The sequence below is a fragment of the Bordetella tumulicola genome (assembly GCF_054779135.1).
In genome coordinates, this window is sequence record NZ_BAAGYU010000007.1 from 1265113 (window position 1) to 1287816 (window position 22704).

The window sequence follows — 22704 nt, forward strand, 5'->3', positions numbered from 1 at the left end:
AGACCCCATCAATCATGCGCTAATATCTGAAAAAATATCCGTCGCCTGCCTTTAAAAATCCTGCCTGAATTAACCTTATATCATTGTATAAAGTTACACTGAAGCCTTTTAAAACTACAAATCTATTTAGTCACTACCAAAAATATCCCTGGTATAAACTTTATCAGCCACATTTTCGAGTGCATCAGTCATGCGATTACTTATAATCACATCAGACATTCTCTTAAATTCCTCCAGATCCTTTATCACGCGAGAGCGATAAAATTCACTACTATCGATCGTAGGTTCATAAACAATGATCTCTACACCCTTGGCTTTAAGACGTTTCATCACGCCTTGAATGCTAGACGATCGGAAATTGTCGGACCCACTCTTCATGATAAGTCGATGAATGCCAACCACAGTTGGGTTCCGCTGCAAAATATCTTCAGCGATAAAATCCTTGCGTGTGGTGTTAGATGCAACAATAGCTTGAATTAAATTTTGCGGCACCAATCTATAGTTAGCAAGAAGCTGCTTTGTATCCTTTGGCAAACAATAACCACCATAACCAAAGGAAGGATTGTTGTACCCACTAGCGATACGAGGATCTAAACACACTCCGTCGATAATTTGCTTAGTATCTAAGCCATGAATAGCTGCGTAGGTATCTAACTCATTAAAAAATGAGACTCGCATAGCCAAGTAAGTATTCGCAAATAATTTAATTGCTTCCGCTTCGGTAGAATCCGTGTAAAGCACAGGAACGTCCTGTCTCACAGCGCCCTGACACAGTAATTCTGCGAACACTCTAGCTCGATCCGATATTTCACCAATCACGATTCGAGACGGATGTAAATTATCATAAAGCGCTTTTCCTTCACGCAAAAACTCTGGTGAAAAAAATAAGTTCTCACAACCCAATTCTTGACTTATTCTCTGCGTATAGCCAACTGGCACCGTTGATTTTATGACCATAATCGATTGCGGATTGATGGCCATAACATCACGAATCACCACCTCAATAGAGTTGGTATTAAAATAATCCGTTTCAGGATCATAATCCGTAGGTGTAGCAATAATTACATAATCAGAATCAACATACGCTTCATGCTTGTCAAGAGTAGCCCGAAAATTAAGTGGCTTATTTTTCAGATAAAACTCAATTTCCGAATCTACGATCGGAGACTCTTTGCGTTCAAGCATTTCAACTTTTTCTGGGATAATATCCAGTGCTACAACCTCGTGGTTCTGAGCGAGCAATATGCCGTTGGATAACCCAACATAACCTGTACCTGCAATAGCAATTTTCATTAAATACCCTCAATCGCTCGAAACCAGGCCTAACAATTCGTCGCTACATTATCGAAGTGTCTTGCCAAGCACAAATTACTTAAAAATTGTCAACCAACCATCAATTCTGATAGGACATTCAATGCTCATCGAAAATCCGGACTGTTACGGATTACTGTAAAGTGAACCCAACCTGCAACACCCGGTGTCTTGATTAAAATACCGAATAGCATCAAAAATCACTACCCATATCAAATTTCACACGATTAATTTCGCACTGAAGCAATCTGATTGCAGTGCCCCAAAATCATCGCTTTGTGCTAATAATGTGATATAGCAACTGTCTAGCTCAAAAGAACGTCAATAGGCTATTGACCTATAGTTTAAGGAGCTCCGTATGAACAAAGGTACGACATCACGATACCCTATTAGACATACATGAAAATGACAGTCCTATATTCAAGCCTACCGAGCAGGTTAGAACCCATTTTGCAACGTTCTTCCAGCCGCTATGGCCTGGACGATAGGCGTGATGATCTTCTGCCATTCATAGACAGCGGCATTTGTTACATAGATAGCATCTTCGGGCTGTACTAGAAACTGTTTTGCCAAGAATACAGCTGCAGGGTCACGCATATTGAGGGCGAAAACCTCCGGGGTAGCCTCTGCCGCACCTGGCATACGCGATAGGCGGAATACAAAAACTCCATGAGGATCAGCCTTGGACTCATCCAGCCATCCCGCCGTCCCAAGCACCTCTAACAAACTGGACTGATCGGACGGAAGGTCGTGCAAACCCGGTTGGCCCACAGCTCCCATAGCGACGAAACGCTTCTTCGACCTGGAAACGACAATTTCCGAACGCGGGGAAACCGGTCGATTCAGTCCATTCAATAGACTTTGGTAAGAGTAGACTTGTGCCTCTTTACCATTTCGCACGGTCACGTCAACAAGATGAGGTTCTAACACTGGGCCACCTGCCAAATTAATGGCATCCAGCAATGTCAACGGCCCTTGAAGAGCAGAAAATCTGCCAGGCGCCTTTACGGCCCCCGCAACCAACACCGAACCGGACACATCACCAAGCAGGCTGACCATCACCTGCGGGTCGGTCGCCACGTCTCGCAATCGGCGCTGAATTTCGCTTCCTACCCCATCCGGCGTCTTCCCGGCTACCGAAAATCGCCCGGCGTAGGGCAACGAAATTTTTCCTGCGGAATCAACACGGGCCTCGAACTTTGTGCCCCCCGTTGCCAACGGCGCAAACATGGCATTTTCCTCACCGATATCCGCGATGATGATCTGCAGCACGTCACCGGGTACCAAACGAATCTCAAAGGCTTTCGTCGGGGATACCGTCGTGGCAACTGGCACATCAATAGGTCGAGCGTAAGGGGCTATGGTCTCGGGCCCAAGCTCAATCAAGTCATATTGAATTGTCTGATCTTCCGGATCAGTCGAGACAATGGTCGTCATACGTGGCCCGGCACCCGATAGGATTCCCCCGGCACAACCAGAAAGCATTACTAATACCGCCAGCGCGACAGAAAGCCGAGAGGGATATCTGAAAGAAAAGACATGACTAGTCACGATGATCCTCAATGCTGGCAATTATGAATCGAGTAATACCGTAGATAAATATAAGAATAATCAGAAATGTAAATAAATTATAAATTTTTTGTGGATAAGTGTAATCTTCCGGCATATTCGGTTGAACCACTGTGATCAAACTATGTATGTTTTTATTCGCCTCAATTTTTGCGTTTTGTAAAGCAGACACACTAAGCTTATATGCTTCTTCGGCAACCTCAGCGTCGACCGTCAGTTTTCGAAAATCAGCGGCGACCACATTGAGATGACCGTCTACTGATGACGAAACTAGTGCCTTTTTCTCAAAACCCAGTTGCTTTTCGATTGCGTTTACACGGTTCTTTTGTTGGCGTACTTGTGGAGAATTGGGATTAAGCGTTGCCAGCAATACTTTTAAATTGGCCTGCTCTGTCGCCAATGTAGCTTCGAGCGTAGCAATGATTCCTGCCTGCGATTTAGCTGCCGCCTCAGCATCCAATATACTATTCTTGCTTTGAAAATCAATTAATGCAGCCCGTTTATCCTCGTAGTCACTACGCGCCTTGACTAACTCATCCTCTGCAAAACTCACTTGATCGGTTGCTAGTTGACGCGACAAATCATTAATGAATCTCTGACTCTGCCCTAACATTTCCGTCAGAGTTGAATGCGCAAACTCAGGCGTTAAACCCTGTACTTCGATCGTCAAAAGACCCGTCAACTCATTTACATGAACTGTTATTAAGCGCTGGTAGTATTCGAACAAGTCCTCGCGCGATACCTCGTCCGCGATCCAATAGAATGGATCAGATAACTGCTCCGCGAAATGCTTATGCCATTTGAGCTTATCTTCCAGCACTGCGAGTAAATCCGGCGAAGTCAAATAAGACAACAAGAAAATAGTTTCTTGCCTCGATATCTGCTTGGCGCTAGAGGCTAATATCGCGGCTCCAGCCGTTTGTTGAGTCAAACTGGACGCCCCAGTTGAATCAACCACTACGACCTGCGCAGTACTGGCATAGCGATTAACCGAAAAAAATGCATAGTAAATTATTGCAAGGACCATAGGAACCACAACAATAAATAGCAGAAGAAGTTTATTTCGTCGTTTGTTATTCCGGCTCATTATTTATTTCCACGCATTATTTTGTTCGATACATCGCGACACCCTCTGCGACATCTTCATAAACCTTTAGCTCCCCGTTATCCACCAGAAGCACCGTATCACAGAGGCGTTCAACTTCTTTCATATTATGCGTCGTGAGGAAAATTTTTGATTTTCCCAGTTTTTCACGGAATACCTCCTCGCATTTTCTTCTAAAAGTGTTATCTCCGGCGGCCATCACTTCATCGATCAAATAATAATCAAAGTCGAAGGCCATGCTCAGACCAAACGCTATACGCGAACGCATCCCAGAGGAATACGTACGGACAGGCTCATCAAACCATGAGCCGATCTCTGCAAACTCCTGAACATAACGCACTCTACGCGTCATTTCCTCGCCGACGAAGCCATAGACACGACAAACAAACTTTACATTGTCTCGTGCACTTAAGCTCCCTTGAAATCCGCCTGACTGGCCAACAGGCCAGGAAATGCTTTTATCAGTGCGAATCACGCCTGAATCAGGGGTATCTACCCCCGATAGCAATCGCATTAATGTAGATTTTCCCGCACCGTTTTTGCCGATCAGTCCAATATTTTTATCCGGTGGCACCACCATGGACAGATTTCGGAAAATATACCTTCGCCCACTCGTCGTGAGATACGATTTCGTAATATTATCGAGGGTAAACATCAGCTAAGTAATTCCTTTAATAGCCAACATTTTCGATTTTCTGATTCTAAATAGTCCCAGACCGGCACTTAGCAAGACAGCCGTGCAAATTAGTACATAGGGAAAAGACACTAAATCCAAGACAACGTAAAACGGAAATACGGCCTCCCGTATCAACTCCATCATATGCAGAAATGGATTCCAAGCTATATATGGCAACACATAGCTGGGAAAACTGGCCACTGGAAAAATCGCACCTGACGAAAAATAAAGCACCATAAAAAAGAAACGGACGAAAGTGCGTACTTCAGGAATGGCATCTACAATCACAGCGAGCACCATACCCATGCCGAAAGCCAAAGCAATCCCTACTAGCAATAAGCCGAGCCACTCCAACGGTCTATGAATGCTTACATCATAGCCATACCATGCGAACGCCGCTAAAACAAACAAGTATGAAATGCTGGCAATACAGCATTGCATTATCGTTCTAGCCACGAAAGTATCCATCGGAGTCAATTGCTTGTACGCAAATAGCCCTCGGTTAGCGGCTAGCCCCTCCATAATCAGCGTCGCAACGCCTCTAAACATGATAAAGGGCGCAATACCCGTCAACAAAAACATGGCAAATGGAATACCTTGAGTAGGCCCTCGACCACGAATGACCCCCATCACGACGACCATAATTATCAGTTGAATAACTGGCTCAGCCAACATCCAAAATGCCCCCATCCGTCGCTGACCAAAGCGCGTGCGCATTTCGCGCAACAACAGTGCAAAAATAACCGCACGAGTGATTTGAAACGGAGTGCGTGGCGTCATAGGGACGAAACTCTGGTAGATCGATATTGCATCGCAGTATACCTATGAAAACATGCGAATAAACTTAGCGAATGTTGCAAGCTGCTAAACAAATAATGGGATTCCGCTCAAACACAGCCTACTTTCTACCCCAAGGCAACATCACGTGTGGCATGCCACTCAAACTAAAGTCAGGATATTGATAGTTGAGATTCGGGTTATAGAATGGATCATGGTGCATCAAATGAGCCCAGCTCGTACGCATATACTCCACCTCGGCCCGCGCGCGCAGAGTCTGTGCCGGACTCGTGTCCTTTCCTCTAGTGATCGATTCGTGGTGATAGAGTAACGCATGAGGAGTCCACACTACCCGCTGTCCCACATCTCGTACACGTAAACAAAAATCTACGTCGTTAAAAGCAACAGTCAGTTGGATCTCGTTCAAGCCGCCTAGGGACTGATACAGGGACTTGTGCGTCAGTAGACAAGCGGCCGTCACTGCGGACAAGTCTTGTGACACCAAGGCGCGCCCACAGTAGCCCGGATCGTCTCTGTCTATGCCGGTGTGTAGATGGTTTGCGCATCCTCCGGGACCGACCGTATCCCCACCATGCTGAACAGTGTTGTCACCATACAGTAGCTTGGCGCCGACGACGCCGGTACCCTCCTGCATCAACAAGCTGACCATTTCCTCTAGCCACTCGGGTGAAATGACCTCGGTATCGTTGTTCAGCAAACAAATCAAATCCCCTCGCGCCTGCTGAACCGCAAGGTTGTTAATTTTGGAATAATTGAATGCCTCATCAAATGGCAAAATACGAATATTCGGCCTGGCCTCAATCGTCCGCAGATACGCCAATGTCTCAGGTTGGACGCTTTGATTGTCCATGACGATGATTTCGTACGCGGAATACGAAGTTTTTTGCAAAAGACGATCGATGCAGCACTGCAGATGAGCCAAGCCGTCTCGCGTAGGAATCACGATGGTGACCAGCGGTGGGGGCACTGGTAAGGCATAGCGCACATGACAACGGCCTGTGCCGGTTGCCTCTACCGACGCATGAATACCCCGTCTCTGCAAATCGGCAGCAACGACATCGCGCGTTTCGGTGCTGGAACTACGATCAACCTGTACTAATTCTTCGTTTACGTGCCACAGTGGCGCGGGCGCATGCGCCACTCGGGGTGTATCGGCTGTCAGGGCCAGCAATAGACTATGCAGTGCACCGTCTGTACTGTAAGTTGCAGCCTGTGCTACATCCCAGATGGGGGCCAACGGTCGAGTGCGCCAGGCAAAGGCGTCGCCAATATAGTTGGTCGCACGTAGTAACTCGGGCGACCAGTCCGGTTTGAAAGCGGGCTGTGACAAGCGTCCGTCAGCATCGATGCTATCGTGGTCTGCATAAACGACCGCAGGTTGACTGGCATCCGTCGTACTGTGCGCCAGCCAATATAGGGCCGCTTCGGACAGCTGTGTGCCATGGCGCAGGACGATCGTCCAGTCTGCACCAAGCCTGGTGTCTTTGGCGCCTGCAGATGCCGAACCTAGCGGGGTCACCTGAGACAAGTCAGCCAATGCCTGAACCCAGCCCTCGTACGGTAAGCGGATTCTTGAAAAATGCGGGTAGATCTGGTTGTCCAGCGTCTCGTCAATGAACGGATCCACCGCCACATCATCGCCCTCACCCGCCAGGATGACGACCTGAAAATGGGGAGGCTGCTGCCAATGGCGCAAATGCTTCAGCATTAAATGGCGGTCTTCAGGAGACACACTATAAAACTCGGCATGCCAATCGGCATAGCTACGCATATACGCGTTCGCCCTGAACCGGCAAGACACGGAATACGCGTGGTTCAGATTCGTAAACAGGGTGTGCAGCTTCAGGCCTGCCCGGGCACGGCGCTGCTGTGTTTGCCGAAAAAAGACGGGCACGATCCGCCGCAACTGGCGAAACCGATATTCCGGCCAAGACAACCGACGCAATGACACGGTGACATCGCCTGGCGTCGTTGAGTCGGATGCGGGTTTGACCCTGATAGCTCGAATACCAACGGGCACATCGACCATCTCTTGTATCTGTCCGCGCCGCGTCACCAGGACATCCACGTTTGCCGTTTGACCATCCACCAGGCTCAGCGTCAGGACGGCACTATAGGCACGATCATGTCCAACAGCCCTGCCCTGGATCAAGTACACGCCGCCAGCCGACGCGCCGTCTCCCTGCCTGGACGGCGTCAACCAGGTATCGGGAGTCTGCTGCGTAAATACGGTATTTTCAAAAAACATGCCCGATTAGCCCCGTTGCAAGCCTGATTTCAGGCTATGCAACCACTGCCGCCAGGGCGATCCTGGCGCTCGTGCTTCCAGTTCAGGGGCGATCAGGGCCTCTAAACGAGCTACTTCGGCTTTAACTGCGGGTACAAAAGTCAACATATCGTCGCACTGTTCGTTGTTTTTATCGTGCAACTCAAAGTATTTGCGATGCTTGATGCGCCCGGCTTTGGTCGCACTGCCCTTGGGGCTTTTGCGCAGCACAAATTCTTCGAATGATTTCACGACATAATGATTAATACGCATGTTCGACCAGATCACGGCTTTGCTCAAGCTGTCTTGCCGGCCATCACGAAAAATCAGATCAGTTCCCGTTGCGTCTACGTAACGCCCCTGGGTCAGCACGGCATGGTGCGGCGTCGCCCAGTGATCCACGCTGGTGGGCCTGACCACGGCCTTGTAATGCTGATTAACGGAAAACTTGATCAGCGATCGGCGTAAAAATCGCTCAATCACCAAGCCGTCTTCCCAAAAACGCTCGCCGCCGGAGCCAAAGCACGCCCAGTTCAGCGCGACCCCGCCCACGTCCGGATCCGAGAACAGCTCGGTCAGTTTCGGGACAACCGAGTTCGCACCATCCATCGGCGTGATGAACTCATCGGCATCGATGAATGCGATGGCGTCGATGTCGTCCGGGCACTCGCGCGAGAGCAAATTGTAGGCACCCAACTGCGGGCGGACGTCCGGTTCGTCCGGATAGTCCACCAGCGTAATGGGCTCGTGTCGCTGCAAGATCGACAGGATCTGACGGGTCAGGTCTGTACTATCGTTGTCGGCAATCAGAAAATGACTGAATCCGACGATCTTGTGGAACGCCAGCCATTCCAATACATAGGCGTCTTCGTTCTTGAAGATCGCACCCACTGCAAACTTCATCATTTGCTCCGAGAAACCTCGGCATTCATGCCGGGGAGGAAAGGAGCGCGGCCGTCAGGTTGTAGGATTGGTCTGACTTGACCCAATGACTGGATAAATATCCAGTCATTGGGTTTGGTTTGGATAGTCTTTGGCCCATGCAAACCAAACGTGCCTACCGATTCCGGTTCTATCCCACGCCCGAGCAAGCGATCACGCTGGCTCGCACGTTTGGGTGCGTACGCGTGGTCTATAACCACATGCTTAGTCTTCGTTCGACGGCTTGGGCCCAGCGGCAAGAACGTCTGGGGTATCACGCGACCTCGGCTGCGCTGACGGCGCTGAAAAAGACGCCAGACCACATCTGGTTGAACGAGGTCAGTAGTGTTCCGTTGCAACAAGCGCTGCGCCATTTGCAAACGGCGTTTGTTAATTTCTTCGCGAAACGCTCCGGATACGCGCGATTCAAACGGAAAGACGGCCCGCAATCGGCCGAATACACCGCCAGTGCCTTTCGCTGGGATGGCCGGTCGCTCAAATTGGCGAAGATGCGCGAGGCGCTCCCGATTCGTTGGTCCCGTCAGATTCCCAAGGCGGCCAAGGTCACCACAGTCACCGTCAGCAAAGACCCCGCAGGACGATACTTCGTCAGCCTGCTGTGCGATGACGTCGTGGCGCAGCAGGCGCCCGTCTCGGACTGCGTCGGCATTGATCTGGGGTTGTCTCATTTTGCGACATTCTCAACAGGAGAAAAAATCAATGCGCTGCAGGTCTTTCGTAAGCATGAAGCCAAGTTGGCCAAGCTGCAACGCCATCTGGCCAGGAAACAACGCGGCTCGGCTCGCCGTGCCAAGGCGAGGCTAAAAGTCGCCAAGCTGCATGCCAAGATCACAGACACCCGCAGAGATTTCCTGCACCAGCTTTCTGCCCGGTTGATCCACGAAAACCAAGTGATTGCCGTGGAAAGCTTGTCTGTATCAAATATGCAGAAAAACCGCCGTCTTGCTAAATCCATCGGTGATGCCGGGTGGGCGGAGTTCGTGAGACAGCTTGAGTACAAAGCGCGTTGGGTTGGGCGTGAGTTTGTGCGCGTGGATCGCTGGTATCCCTCCAGCAAGCGTTGCCACACTTGTGGGTACGTATTACCTAAGCTGCCGCTGAGTATGCGACGGTGGTCCTGTCCAGCATGCGGCACAGACCACGATCGCGACATCAACGCAGCGCATAACGTATTAGCCGCCGGGCTGGCGGTGTTAGCCCATGGAGAAACGGTAAGACCTGAGTGCATGAGTGTTGATGCGCAACGGCTCGGTTCTGTGAAGTGGGAATCCCTTTCCTTCAGGGAAGGGAGCAGTCAAAGGATGTTGGATCAAAATGACCGCTAGAGCTCGTTATCAGATGCCGCGGCGCTTATTCGGTAAAGCCGTGGTACTTCTTGCCCAACGCCAGCGTGGCGGAGAAGAAGCCCTGCTTGTTACCGCAGTCGTAGCGCGTACCCTCATATTGATAACCGAACACCGCACGATCGCGCAGCATGGCGGCGATACCGTCGGTCAGCTGGATTTCTCCGCCGGCGCCGGGGGTGGTTTGGCGCAGATATTCAAAAATCTCCGGCTCTAGCACATAGCGCCCCACTACGGCCTGGGTGGACGGCGCCAGCGCGGGTTCGGGTTTTTCGACCATGGAGGTCAGACGCCACGTTTCGTCGTCCAACTGCGTGCCGGCGATAATGCCGTACTTGTTGGTTTCGTGACGCTCGACGTTCTGGATACCCAAGACGCTGCCCTCGCACGAGTGAGCGACCTGTACCAGTTGGCGGGTGACGGGGATGTCGGCGTCGATCAGGTCATCGGCCAGTAGGACGGCGAACGGCTCGTTGCCGACGACGGGAGCGGCGCACAGCACGGCGTGGCCCAGGCCTAGCGGGGCCGATTGGCGGATATAGACGCAGTTGACGTGCGCGGGCAGGATGCTGCGTATGGCTTGCAACTGCTGCAGTTTGTTTTTGGCTTCCAGTTCGGCCTCGAGCTCGGGCATCGTGTCGAAATGGTCTTCGATCGAGCGCTTGTTGCGGCCCGTGACGAAGATAAGCTCGGTAATTCCTGCGGCGACGGCCTCTTCAGCGGCGTATTGAATAAGAGGCTTGTCCACGACGGGCAGCATCTCTTTGGGCATCGCTTTGGTGGCGGGCAAAAAACGGGTGCCCAGGCCCGCTACAGGAAATACGGCTTTACGGATTGGTTTCATAGCTACCTACGAGAAAACGCGAGTATGAAGGAAGGCCACTGGCAAGTCTGCAAACAAAAGCAAACTGCGCTACAAGAATATTAGCCGGGCATTTTGAAGAACTAATGTCATGCGGACTGCAACGATACATCACTGATGTAACATAAATCTACAGTAAAGTGACAAATACACATCAAAGCGCGGGTTCGGCAATATTGTGTCTCATTTCTCACGAAATAATTTGGCGATACCGTGTCGCCAACGGCTGCTCTGTCGAGGCATTTCACGCCAGGTGATCAGTTCTTGTAACACCCTCTCGGGGGTGGTGAACCGATGGGTGACCCGACTGACGTAGGTCGGATACAACATCAGAGTCCCGGCGACCAGTTCGTCGAGCGTGAGGGTGCGGCTGCGCCGGCGCCGGACATCGGGGGTGAGCCCCCTGTCGTCAGTCAACCCCCAGCCGGCGTAAAACGGCTGGCCGTAGGTCACGACGGGTTTGTGGCGCAGCAGGGCCTCGAAACCGGCCAGGGAGGTCAGGACATGGACCTCGTCGACGAGGGGCAGGATCTGCTCTAACGAGGTGTCGCCGATGATTTCATCGCAGTCGGCCAGTGCCTCGCCCTCGCCTTCGCCGGATGAGCGCAGCCCGGCCAGGACGTCGGGATGCGGTTTGTACAGGACGTATTCGTCGGGATAGGCCCGGCGCACGGCACGCAGCAGGTCGATATTGCGCCGGATGGTGCTGGCGCCGTAGCGAATCGAGGCGTCGGTTTCGACCTGGCCAACGACGAGCAAGACCCGCTGGGCCTCGGCGGGACGCGTCCAGGCGACCTGCCCCGTCAGGTTGTATTTAGTGATGCCGGCGTCGCAGATGGTCTGTCGTAACGCGGCGGCACGGGCCAGCACGGCGGGCGGAAAATCGGTGTGCGCGAGCAGGTGTTCGAGCCGGGATGGCCGAGTGGCGTCGTAATAAATACCTAGGTCGTCTTGTACCCAGGAGACGGGCCGAATCAGGTCGGCGCCCAGGCCGACGGAGCGCAGAAAGCCGTCTTCGACACGGATGACGGGCTTGTCCGATGGACGGTGCTGTAGGGCGGCGTCTTTCTTGCGGCCCCAGCTGGCGACGGTGTCGTCCTGGCTGGCGCGTTTGGCGAACCAGGCAAAATGCACGCGGCTGCCGTCGAAGAATTCCCGTACGTAGCCGTGTTTCCACCCAGAGAAACCCACGGCGGTGATGCGTTCGGGAAAGCGCTGGCGCATCCGGCGCTGCAGGGCGAGCCAGGCCAGGACGGTTTCGACTTCGCAGCGCTGGCCGGTCTCGGGATCGGCGTAGCGGCAATAGCCGATCAGGGCGGCGTGGACGAGTTGCTGCAGCGGCACTGGCTGGCGTCGCGCGGGCGCGGGCAAGTCGTCCTGCGTCAGGCCCCAGCCAGCGTAGAACGGCATGCCGAAGGTGCGGACGGGTTTGCCCCACAGCAGGGCCTCGAAACCCAACTGCGAGGTCACGGTGTAAACGGCATGGGCATCGGCCAGCAGGCCGGCGGGATGCATGTCCTGGTCCAGCAGGACGACGCGGGGGGTGGCGCGAACCTGATCGACGTTGAAGTAGCCGCGCTTGCGGCCCGAGACGACGTCGGGATGGATTTTGAGGGCGATGGTGCGATCGGGATGCTCGTCGAGTGCGGCGGCGAGCATGCGGGTAAAGGCGTCGGGCCCGGCGGCGCCGGCGGTGACCGAGGCGTCGCCGTACGTCTGGTCGACGACCAGGATATAACCGGCGGGCAGGTCGGGATGGGCGTCGCGGGTGTGGTTGTATTTGGAGACCCGCCCTTCTCGCCACGCGGTGATCAGGGCGTGGGTCCGCTGCTGTTGGGCGGTGTCTAGCGGTTGTCGGACCAGGGTCTCGAGTCGTGCGGGGTGATTGGCATCCAGATAGAGCCCCTGGTCGTCATAGACGATGGATAAGGGGGCATCCATGTAACCGAGGCCGACGGAGCGAAGAAAGCCATCCTCGATGTGACGAACGCCCAGTCCATGGCGCTCGGCATATCGCTGGGCACGCAGTGCGCTGGGGCGCTGGCCCCAGGCAACAACGCTGTCACCCGGCTGGGGCTGGGCGGATTGACGCACGAGCTCATGATCATCCAGCAAGGCGGCCAGGGTCGCGATTTTCCGTACACCGGCAGAGCAGATGATTAACCTGGGCAGCGTCATGGGCGACGACGATCAGTCAAACAGATCGGCCCGGGCAAAGGGGCCGGCCTGAAGGTCTTTTTCGGACAGGATCAGCTCTGGGGTCGTGGGCCAGTCGATGTTCAGCTGGGGGTCGTTCCAGATGATGGAGCGCTCGAGGCTCTTGTCCCAATAGTCGGTGGTTTTGTAGAGCACGTCTGCCGTCTCGGACAAGGCAACGAAGCCGTGGGCGAAACCCTCGGGGATCCAGAGTTGGCGACGGTTTTGTTCGGACAGGATTTCACCTACCCACAGCCCGAAGGTATCCGAGCCGCGACGCAGATCGACGGCCACATCGTAGATTTCGCCCGCGAGGACGCGCACGAGTTTGCCCTGGGCGCGCGGGGCCAACTGGTAATGCAGGCCGCGCACGACGCCGCGCGCGGAGCGCGAGTGGTTGTCCTGGACGAAAGCCACGGACCGCCCGAGGGCCTCGTCGACGCATTGCTGGTTGAAGCTTTCGTAGAAGAATCCCCGTGCGTCTTCGAACACTTGCGGCTCGAACAGGCGTACGTCGGGAATCGCGGTAGCGGTGGATTTCATCGGTCAGATTTCGGTGACGATATTCATCAAGTACTGACCATAACCATTTTTGCGTAAAGGTTCAGCGAGTCGAACCAATTGCTCGGCGTTGATATAACCCAGGCGATAGGCGATTTCTTCGGGACACGCGACCTTCAGGCCCTGACGGGCCTCGATGGTGGCGATGAACTGGCTGGCCTCGAGCATGGATTGGTGCGTGCCGGTGTCCAGCCACGCATAGCCGCGCCCCATCATGACGACGTCCAGCGCATTTTGCGCGAGGTAGGCACGATTGAGATCGGTGATTTCCAGCTCGCCCCGGATCGAGGGCTTGATGGTCTTGGCGATGTCGACGGCCTGGTGGTCGTAGAAGTAAAGCCCGGTGATGGCGTAGTGGGAACGCGGACGCAAGGGCTTTTCTTCGAGGCTGAGGGCCTTGCCTTGCTTGTCGAACTCGACGACGCCATAACGCTGCGGGTCGTGTACGTGATAGGCAAAGATGGTGGCCCCGGCTTGCTGTTCGGCCGTCTGGTGCAGCAGTTTGGAAAAGTCGTGACCGTAGAAGATGTTGTCACCCAACACCAGCGCGGACGGTGCGCCGTCGAGGAAGGCGTCGCCGATCAAGAAGGCCTGGGCCAGCCCTTCGGGATTGGGCTGGATGGCGTATTGCAGATTCAGGCCCCATTGGCTGCCGTTGCCCAGCAGTAGCTGAAACCGCGGCATGTCCTGGGGCGTGGAGATAACCAGGATATCCTGAATACCCGCCAGCATAAGCACACTGAGCGGGTAATAGATCATGGGCTTGTCATAGACAGGCAGCAGCTGTTTAGACACAGCCAGTGTAGCGGGGTAAAGCCGGGTGCCTGAGCCACCGGCCAAGATAATGCCCTTACGCCTCGTCATTCAGGTGTTTCCCTTGCGTTTTGTTATTACCGCGCTAACCGCGCAACCGTTTGCTGAACGCCATCTTCCCACGTTGCCAGCGACAACCCAAATGTTGTCCGCAGTTTTGCGGTGTCCAGGCGGGAATTGGCGGGCCGACGGGCTGGCAATGGATAGGCGGCGGTAGGAATCGGCAGGACAGTCTCCGGTGTCGCTTTTAGTGTTATTCCAGCGTCGCCGGCCAGTCGAACCAGCAGACGAGCGTACTCGTACCAGGATGTGTAGCCTGATGCGGCCAGATGATAGCAGCCATACGGGAAACCCGACGGTGGTGTTTCACCTAGTTGATTGTGCTGCTGATAGCGTATGAGCAACTGTGCCGTGATGTCAGCAATTAAGGCGGCGCTGGTCGGCGCCCCGACCTGATCGGCCACGATGTTTAATTCGTCGCGCTGTTGTGCAGCGCGCAATATCGTCTTGATGAAATTGCCGCCGTGTTCGCTGTGGACCCAGCTGGTGCGCAGGATCAGGTGCCGGGATAAATGACGCGCGATGCCCTGCTCGCCCGCGAGTTTGCTGCGGCCATAGCTGGATTGCGGTGCAACAGGGTCGGACTCGAGGTACGCGCCGGCCTTGTCGCCGCTAAAGACATAGTCGGTGGAATAGTGCACGAGCAGCGCGCCGGATGCCTGGGCCTCTTGGGCCAGGATCTCGGGGGCAACACCATTGATCTGCATGGCTAGATCGGGCTCTTGCTCGGCCCGATCCACCGCGGTGTAGGCGGCGGCGTTGATGATGATGTCGGGCTGCTCGGCGTCCAGCGTGGCCTTGATGGCGTCAGGCAGCGCCAGGTCGCAACGCTGGCGGTCGACGGCGATGATCTCGCCCATCCCGGCCAGACGATGTTGCAACGCATGGCCGACCTGGCCATTTTTTCCTGCGATCAGTATTTTCACGCAGCGTCCCCTGCGGATCCGTATTGCCGCGCGACCCACTGCCGGTAGTCCCCGCTGACGACGCCCTGCACCCAGTCGGCGTGATCGAGGTACCACCGTACGGTCTGCCGCAACCCTGAGTCAAAGGTCTCGGCGGGCGACCAGCCTAATTCCCGCGCGATCTTGGCCGCGTCGATGGCATAGCGCCGGTCGTGGCCCGGGCGATCCTGGACGTGCGTGATCTGCCGCGCATAAGACTGGCTGTCCGCGCGCGGATGCATATCGTCGAGCAAGGCGCAAATTGCATGGACGACTTGCAGGTTGGTGCGCTCGCTATTGCCGCCGACGTTATAGGTCTGCCCCACCCGGCCGTCTTGCAGGACACGGCGCAGTGCATGGCAGTGGTCTTTGACGTAGAGCCAATCGCGCACTTGCTGACCATCGCCATAGACGGGCAGGTCCTTGCCCGCGAGTGCGTTCAGGATCGTCAGCGGGATGAGTTTTTCCGGGAAATGATAGGGACCGTAGTTGTTGGAACAGTTGGTCGTCAGTACCGGCAGGTCGTAGGTGTGATGCCAGGCCCGGATCAAATGATCGGACGCGGCTTTTGAGGCGGAATAAGGGCTGTTGGGCTGATACGGATGGGATTCCGCAAACGGCGCATCGGATGGGGACAACGAACCATAGACCTCGTCGGTGGAGACGTGCAGAAAGCGGAACTGCTCACGCGGCGAACCACTGAGCGTGCCATAAAACGCCCGCACGGCCTCGAGCAGCGTGAATACGCCGACGACGTTGGTCTGAATAAAAGGCGCCGGTCCGTCAATGGAACGATCGACATGGGATTCCGCTGCGAAGTTCACCACGGCCCGGGGACTGTGCTCGACCAAGAGGCGATCAATACAAGCGCGGTCGGCAATATCGCCCTGCACAAAGACATGCCGGGGATCATCCCGCAGTGACGCCAGGGTCTGGCGGTTGCCTGCGTAGGTCAGTTTATCCAGATTGATAATGGCCTCGTCCGACTGGGCAAGCCAATCCAGGACAAAATTGCCACCAATAAACCCGGCACCGCCCGTTACGAGTATTGTCATCTTTCAATCAGCTATCACATAGTCAGGCAAAAGCTTGGGTGCCGTACCGCAAATGAACATTCCCCGACATTTCGGCGGGTAATGTACCATTCAACACACCAGTATAAATCTTTGCACCCAGGGAATGATGGCGCCGCTGTCTCGCATACTTCACCGTTTCAAGCCTTCGAGTCGCGGCCAAGCTATTTGGCCGCAGAATACGGTAAGTCGTTGGCTGGTTCTGCAACAAAATAACAATCCGTCTACCGATTATTACATCCGCTCTCGTCTGGAAGAAACGGGGCTCCCCGTGTCATATAAGGATCTGGATCAAGATACGCCGCATTTTGGCGATCTGGCGCCCGGGACGGGCGTAGTGATCGTGCGTTATTTGAATGCGCGATGGGTCGCCGCCCTGCGTACGCACCGTAGCCAACTGAGCTATGTGGCGTATTTTATGGATGATGATTTGCTGCATCCCAAACACTGGGCGGGATTACCACGTAGTTATATCAAGAAACTGCAAAAATATTGCGGTGCATTTATTCCGGATATTCGCGCGTTGGCGTCGGCGTATTGGTTTTCGACGCAGACACTGCAAGACCGCTATCAGTTCAAGGTGATGCAGGTCATACCGCCCCGGCCGCTGCCGTTGGGCGTGGATAATACGCCGCTGCCCTTGCGCCCGTTGGATGTGCAAAGTCCCGTCCAGATGTTTTATCACGGCTCGGCAACCCATCAGGCCGAGCTCGACTGGCTGCACCCGATCGTCGAAAGACTGCTGTATCAGTGCCCGGATCTACATTTTGAAGTGATCGGCAATCACGCGGTCAATCTGCAATTTCGCGATCTGCCCCGGACGCGGGTTTTACATCCGATGTCGTGGCATAGCTATATCAGCCATTGCCAAACGATTAATGGCCATATTGGTTTGGCCCCATTGCTGCCCTCGTCTTTTAATGAAGGTCGATCGCACAGCAAGATTTACGACATTACGCGTTGCGGGGCGATCGGAGTTTATTCGACGCCCAGTGCCTATACCAATGCGATCGTGCACGGCGAAGACGGCTTGCTACTGAAAAACGAGCCCGATTTGTGGGTGCAGACGATTGCGGAGCTGGTGGAAAATCGCGCGCGGCTAAATGCATTGCGCACAGCCGCGCATGCGCGGCATTCGACGCCTGTCATCGAGACGCCGACGCTCATGCAGACGTTGTTGACGGCGGCGTAGTCGCCTACTCGTAGCCCAGCCATTTCAGGATCTTGCCCGATACCGCAGGGTGCAGGACGGACAGCAAGAAACATCCCAGGTTCAGCGGAAACGGAAAGCTGATGCGCGCGCGATTGCGGGCCAGGCCCTGCCGGATGACGCGAGCGGCTTTGTCCGCGGGCCACAAAAAAGGTTTGGGGCCAGGCATGTCAAAGCACATTTGCGATTCGACGTAGCCGGGCATGATGACGTTGACCTTGATGCCCTGCCCCGCCAGCAGATCGCGCATGGCTTCGCCATAGACTTTGACGGCGGATTTGCTGGCACTGTAGCTGGGGGTTTCGGGCAGGCCGCGCCAGGCGGCCAGGGAACTGACCAGCGCGATTTGTCCGCCGCGCCGCGCCTGCATGGCAGGCAGGCTGGCATGCAAGGTGGCCATCGCGGCTTTGATGTTGACGTCGAACAGACGATGCATGTCGTCCCAGGTTTCACCCTGCTGCTGGGGGCCGATGTTGATATTGACGCCGGCGTTGGCAACGACGAGATCGGGGGCTTCGGTGTCACCCATCTCGGCCAGCCATTGCCGCAGGGCGTCGTGATCGCGGACATCCAGCTCGTGCAGGACGACACGGACGCCGAGCGTGCCACAGGCCTGGGCGAGCTCGTCCAGACGCGCGCGGTTGCGGCCCTGCAAGATTAGCGTCTGCGTGCCGGCCCGAGCATATTCCATGGCCAGCGCACCGCCGATGCCCCCTGTCGCGCCGGTAATCAGGACGCACGCGGGAACGTTGGCGGACGGGGTAGCGGAAGGAGTCATTCGGGTGTCGGCAGAGATGAATACGACGCCGGCCTCGCCAGGGGTCGTTTAAAGACCCCAAGGGGAAGCCGGCGGGGCTGGCGGACGGTGGACAATGGGTGTAGACCCAGGCCTGTGTCGCGCCAGGCAATGCAATGCATGCGTGGGCAGGTCTGCTTATTCGAGCAGGCTGCGCAGCATCCAGGCGTTCTTTTCGTGGATGTCCATGCGTTGGGTCAACAAGTCGGCCGTGGGCTGATCGTTAGCGTCGTCGGCAATGCTGAACGCGGCACGGGCGGTCTTGGAGACGGCCTCGTTGCCTTTGACGAGCAGACGCACCATTTCCAGGGCGTCCGGTACGTTTTGCGGCTCGGAGATCGACGAGAGCTTGGCGAACTCGCGATAGGTGCCGGGGGCGTGAACGCCCAGTGCACGAATACGCTCGGCGATGTCGTCCAGCGCGTTCCATTCCTCGGTGTACTGCGTCATGAACATCAGATGCAGGGTATTGAACAGCGGGCCGGTGACGTTCCAGTGGAAATTGTGCGTCATCAGGTACAGGGTGTACGAGTCTGCCAACACCTTGGACAGCTCGGCGCTGATCGCGCCACGGTCTTTGTCGGAGATGCCAATATTGATACGAGTACCGGCGGTGTTATCTGCCTTGGACGACTTTGCCATATAGCGCTCCTGGTAGGTGAAAGAGATGTATCTAGGATACCACCAGATTAGACGGTATCGAGTGACTTGGAGATGACTGCAGGCTCGTGATCGAGCATGGTGACGTTGGCCAACTCGCAGGCGTAAACGGCCTCGGCCAGGGCCTCGATGGCGGCCAGGCGCGGGAAGCTGCGACGCCAGGCGAGCACGACGCGGCGTTCGGGAGGACGGCCTTCAAAGGGCAAGTAGCGCAGCAGGGATTTGGCCGGTGGGTTTTCCGGGATGGCGGTGACGGGCAGGACGGTGATGCCGATCCCGGCGGCGACCATGTGGCGGATGGTCTCTAGCGAAGACCCTTCGAAGGTACGTTGGATGCCATCGCTCGCCGCGGAAAAGCGCGAGAGCTCGGGACAGACTTCGAGGACTTGATCCCGAAAGCAATGCCCCGACCCCAGCAGCAACATGGTTTGCTGTTTCAGGTCTTCGGAACTGACGCTCTCGCGATTGACCCATTCGTGATCGCGGGGCACGGCCACGATGAAGGATTCGTCGTAGAGAGGCTGCGTCACCAGGCCCGCTTCGGGCAGAGGCAAAGCCATGATCGCACAGTCGATTTCGCCCTGGCGCAGCAGTTCGACCAGACGCAGGGTGAAGTTTTCCTGCAGCAAGAGCGGCATCTGCGGGGTGCGCGCGATCTGCGTGGGAACGAGCTTGGGCAGCAGATACGGGCCGATAGTGTGGATCACCCCGACGCGTAGCGGGCCGGCCAGCGGGTCGTGGCCCTGGCGCGCGATTTCCTTGATGCTGGCGCTCTCTTCGAGGACCTTTTGGGCCTGGGTCACGATGCGCTGGCCGATGGCCGTCACACCCACCTCTGCGCCACCGCGTTCAAACAACGTGACACCGAGTTCGTCTTCCAGCTTGCGAATGGCAACGGACAAGGTCGGCTGGCTGACAAAGCAGGCCTCGGCCGCGCGGCCGAAATGCCGTTCGCGCGCGACGGCAACGATGTATTTGAGTTCGGTCAGAGTCATAGTGAATCGTACCTGCGGTGGGCCGACTTATTAGGGCGGCGGCTAAAAGGGATCTTCATGAACGCAGAAAATCTTCGCGGCCACGCATCCAACGCGTGAGGTGGGCATCAACGGCACCCGGATGCTCGGCGCGCAACCACGTGGCGGCGTCGCGCGCTTGTTCGGCAATACCAACATCACTGTCGAGATCGGCAAATCGCAGCAGCGCCATACCGGATTGGCGCGTGCCGAGAAATTCGCCGGGCCCGCGCTGCTCGAGATCGCGACGCGCGATCTCGAAACCGTCGGACGTTTCAAACATGGCGCGCAATCGCTGACGCGCGATTTGCGACAAGGGCGTTTGATACAGCAATACGCAAACGGATTCGGTGCTGCCCCGCCCTACTCGGCCGCGCAATTGGTGCAGTTGGGCGAGACCAAAACGCTCGGCGTGCTCGATCACCATGAGCGAGGCCTTGGGCACGTCGACACCAACCTCGATCACGGTGGTGGCGACCAGCAGATCGATCTCGCCGTCCCGAAAGGACTGCATGACGGCGGCCTTGTCGGCCTGCGGAAGACGGCCATGCACAAGACCGATTCGCAGATCGGGTAAATCTACGCACATGGCCTCGTAGGTATCGACGGCGGTCTGCAATTGCAGTGCTTCGCTTTCTTCGACCAGAGGGCAGACCCAATAGGCTTGCTGACCTTCGCGCACGGCATTGGCAATGTGCGCGATGACTTCTTCGCGACGGTTGTCGGAGACGAGCTTCGTGACAACGGGCGTGCGACCCGGCGGGAGTTCGTCAATGACGGAGACATCGAGGTCCGCGAAAAACGTCATGGCCAGCGTACGCGGAATCGGCGTCGCGCTCATGTTGAGTTGATGCGGGATGGTTGGGGATGAAGGGCTGGGTGCGTTGGGTACACCGGCCACCTTGGTTGCACCGGCTGCCTCGGCTACGCTGGCTACCTTGGTTGCCTTGATTACGCCAGTTGCGTTGGCCGCGTTGGCTACCTTGGTGGCGTTGACGTCGTTCGGTGCGTCGAGGTCGCTCGGTACATTGGGGTCGTTAGCGTCGCTTAGTTTGCCCCCTATCGGCGTCTCGCCTTTGCGGGTCAGGGCCAGGCGTTGGCCGACGCCGAAGCGATGTTGTTCGTCGACGATGGAAAGGCCCAGGCGTTGAAATTCGACGTGATCTTGAATGAGGGCCTGAGTGCCAACCAGCAACTGTATCGTGCCGTCGGCCGCACCCGCGGCGGCGGCACGGCGTGCTTTCGCGGACTGACTGCCTGTCAGCCAAGCCACGTTCACGCCCAGGGGCTGCAGCCACGCGACCAATTTATGGAAATGCTGTTCAGCCAGGATTTCCGTAGGCGCCATCAATGCCACCTGCGCACCACAGGCGATGGCCTGCGCGGCAGCGACAGCGGCGACCACGGTTTTGCCACTGCCCACGTCGCCTTGCAAGAGACGATGCATGGGGTACGGTTGCGCAAGATCGGCGGAGATTTCGCGGACGACGCGCTGCTGGGCGGCGGTAAGCTTGAATGGCAGCGTTTGGTATAGGCGAGAGACCAGATCGCGAGGAATGGCGGAGGCGGTCGGGGCCTGTTTGGCAGCCGATTTACGTATGGTGATAGGCGCGGGAGTTTCCATCACTGGCGCAGCCGACAATACGCCGTCTGGCTGAGGCGGCAATGGCACCGCCCGGATCGTGCGACGGGCAGCGCGCGCGGCGGCCAGCGATAACTGCTGGGCCAGCAGTTCGTCAAACTTGATGCGATGCCAGGCGGGATGGCCGCGTTCGATCAGGTCTTGTTCAGAAACGCCTGGTGGTGGCGCGTGCAGGAACCGGATCGCGGGTTCGAACGACATCAGGTCGTAACGCGCCAGTGCGACAGGGGGCAACGTGTCGCTCAGGTCGGCCTCGTTTAGCGCCTGGGCGATGGCCTTGCGCAGGGACGGCTGAGACAGCCCGTCGGTGCTGGGATAAACGGGGGTCAACGCCTCGGGCAGCGCCGCATCGGCGCTGGTCATGCGAGGGTGAACCATCTCGCGGCCAAACAGGCCGCCCCTGACCTCGCCGCGCGCTCGCAAACGGCGCCCAGGGGTGAGCTGTTTTTGTTGACTAGGATAGAAATTCAGCCAGCGCAGTTGCAGCTCACCCGTGTCGTCGGCGATGACGGCGGTGAGCTGACGGCGGGGCCGAAACAGGACTTCGCTGCGCAGGATCTCGCCCTCGACCTGGGCAGGCGCGCCGGGGCGCAACGCGCCGATGGGCACGATGCGCGTCTCGTCTTCGTAGCGCAGCGGTAAATGCAGAATACAGTCGCCGGGCGTTGCCAATCCCAGACTGTGCAGCTTGCGCTGCACGTCTGTCAGTCCGGTGCCTGCTTTAGGACCTGCTGTAGGGCCTGCATTCGGGCCTGCATTGGGGCCTGGTTTGGCACCCCGCTTGGCGCTGGGTTTAGCGCCGGGCGAGGCATTGGCACGAGGACGGGCGGCGGCGGTGGCCGACGACATAGGCAATCAATCAGG

General features: G+C 56.1%; 19 protein-coding genes. 2 read left to right on the forward strand and 17 right to left on the reverse strand.

From position 1 onward, the window contains the following. Positions 1–126: 126 nt before the first annotated feature. The 7 genes from ACYVDM_RS14165 to ACYVDM_RS14195 all read right to left on the reverse strand — a co-directional run bounded on the left by ACYVDM_RS14165 (position 127) and on the right by ACYVDM_RS14195 (position 8631). Entirely contained in the window at positions 127–1293 is a 1167-nt protein-coding gene (locus tag ACYVDM_RS14165) for a nucleotide sugar dehydrogenase (protein WP_415792819.1), read from the reverse strand. Between the two features lie 456 nt (positions 1294–1749). After that, positions 1750–2748 (reverse strand): polysaccharide biosynthesis/export family protein, encoded by a 999-nt coding sequence (locus ACYVDM_RS14170; protein ID WP_415792818.1) that lies wholly within the window; start codon positions 2746–2748, stop codon positions 1750–1752. A gap of 106 nt (positions 2749–2854) precedes the next feature. Next, positions 2855–3967, reverse strand: a complete 1113-nt coding sequence (locus ACYVDM_RS14175; protein WP_415792817.1) for an ABC transporter permease — start codon at positions 3965–3967, stop codon at positions 2855–2857. A 16-nt stretch (positions 3968–3983) separates the two neighbouring features. Beyond that, positions 3984–4640: an ABC transporter ATP-binding protein gene (locus tag ACYVDM_RS14180; RefSeq protein WP_415792815.1), complete on the reverse strand. Its 657-nt coding sequence runs from the start codon at positions 4638–4640 to the stop codon at positions 3984–3986. 3 nt (positions 4641–4643) lie between these two features. Beyond that, positions 4644–5441 (reverse strand): ABC transporter permease, encoded by a 798-nt coding sequence (locus ACYVDM_RS14185; RefSeq protein ID WP_415792814.1) that lies wholly within the window; start codon positions 5439–5441, stop codon positions 4644–4646. A 118-nt stretch (positions 5442–5559) separates the two neighbouring features. After that, a complete protein-coding gene (locus ACYVDM_RS14190; RefSeq protein WP_415792813.1) occupies positions 5560–7707 on the reverse strand; it encodes a glycosyltransferase family 2 protein in 2148 nt (715 codons plus the stop codon). Positions 7708–7713: 6 nt separating this feature from the next. After that, positions 7714–8631, reverse strand: a complete 918-nt coding sequence (locus tag ACYVDM_RS14195; RefSeq protein WP_415792812.1) for a glycosyltransferase family 2 protein — start codon at positions 8629–8631, stop codon at positions 7714–7716. Between the two features lie 134 nt (positions 8632–8765). On the opposite strand from ACYVDM_RS14195, the gene ACYVDM_RS14200 reads away from it, so the two are divergent. Further along, complete coding sequence (locus ACYVDM_RS14200; RefSeq protein ID WP_415792811.1) at positions 8766–9992, forward strand: RNA-guided endonuclease TnpB family protein; 1227 nt, start codon at positions 8766–8768, stop codon at positions 9990–9992. A gap of 25 nt (positions 9993–10017) precedes the next feature. Here ACYVDM_RS14200 and galU read toward each other — a convergent pair whose 3' ends face one another. The 6 genes from galU to rfbB all read right to left on the reverse strand — a co-directional run bounded on the left by galU (position 10018) and on the right by rfbB (position 16501). Beyond that, a complete protein-coding gene (gene galU / locus ACYVDM_RS14205) occupies positions 10018–10854 on the reverse strand; it encodes a UTP--glucose-1-phosphate uridylyltransferase GalU (RefSeq protein ID WP_415792810.1) in 837 nt (278 codons plus the stop codon). A gap of 201 nt (positions 10855–11055) precedes the next feature. Beyond that, positions 11056–13050 carry a capsular polysaccharide biosynthesis protein gene (locus tag ACYVDM_RS14210; RefSeq protein ID WP_415792809.1) on the reverse strand — a complete coding sequence of 665 codons (1995 nt, stop codon included), beginning with the start codon at positions 13048–13050 and terminating at the stop codon, positions 11056–11058. 12 nt (positions 13051–13062) lie between these two features. Beyond that, a complete protein-coding gene (rfbC, locus tag ACYVDM_RS14215) occupies positions 13063–13611 on the reverse strand; it encodes a dTDP-4-dehydrorhamnose 3,5-epimerase (RefSeq protein WP_415792808.1) in 549 nt (182 codons plus the stop codon). Positions 13612–13614: 3 nt separating this feature from the next. After that, positions 13615–14493, reverse strand: coding sequence for a glucose-1-phosphate thymidylyltransferase RfbA (gene rfbA / locus ACYVDM_RS14220; protein ID WP_415792807.1), 879 nt, complete (start codon positions 14491–14493; stop codon positions 13615–13617). Between the two features lie 26 nt (positions 14494–14519). Further along, on the reverse strand, positions 14520–15428 hold the full coding sequence (gene rfbD / locus ACYVDM_RS14225) for a dTDP-4-dehydrorhamnose reductase (protein WP_415792806.1): 909 nt from the start codon (positions 15426–15428) through the stop codon (positions 14520–14522). After that, entirely contained in the window at positions 15425–16501 is a 1077-nt protein-coding gene (gene rfbB, locus ACYVDM_RS14230) for a dTDP-glucose 4,6-dehydratase (protein ID WP_415792805.1), read from the reverse strand. Before rfbB ends, rfbD begins: the two co-directional genes overlap by 4 nt. A gap of 289 nt (positions 16502–16790) precedes the next feature. On the opposite strand from rfbB, the gene ACYVDM_RS14235 reads away from it, so the two are divergent. Continuing rightward, complete coding sequence (locus ACYVDM_RS14235) at positions 16791–17711, forward strand: glycosyltransferase family protein (RefSeq protein ID WP_415792804.1); 921 nt, start codon at positions 16791–16793, stop codon at positions 17709–17711. Positions 17712–17715: 4 nt separating this feature from the next. Here the strand turns inward: ACYVDM_RS14235 and ACYVDM_RS14240 are convergent, their stop codons facing one another. The 4 genes from ACYVDM_RS14240 to recG all read right to left on the reverse strand — a co-directional run bounded on the left by ACYVDM_RS14240 (position 17716) and on the right by recG (position 22689). Further along, on the reverse strand, positions 17716–18507 hold the full coding sequence (locus tag ACYVDM_RS14240) for an SDR family NAD(P)-dependent oxidoreductase (RefSeq protein ID WP_415792803.1): 792 nt from the start codon (positions 18505–18507) through the stop codon (positions 17716–17718). 156 nt (positions 18508–18663) lie between these two features. Continuing rightward, positions 18664–19167, reverse strand: a complete 504-nt coding sequence (locus ACYVDM_RS14245) for a Dps family protein (protein WP_415792802.1) — start codon at positions 19165–19167, stop codon at positions 18664–18666. A gap of 47 nt (positions 19168–19214) precedes the next feature. Then, positions 19215–20180, reverse strand: coding sequence for a LysR substrate-binding domain-containing protein (locus ACYVDM_RS14250; RefSeq protein WP_415792801.1), 966 nt, complete (start codon positions 20178–20180; stop codon positions 19215–19217). A 55-nt stretch (positions 20181–20235) separates the two neighbouring features. Beyond that, positions 20236–22689, reverse strand: coding sequence for an ATP-dependent DNA helicase RecG (gene recG, locus ACYVDM_RS14255; RefSeq protein WP_415792800.1), 2454 nt, complete (start codon positions 22687–22689; stop codon positions 20236–20238). Positions 22690–22704 lie beyond the last annotated feature (15 nt).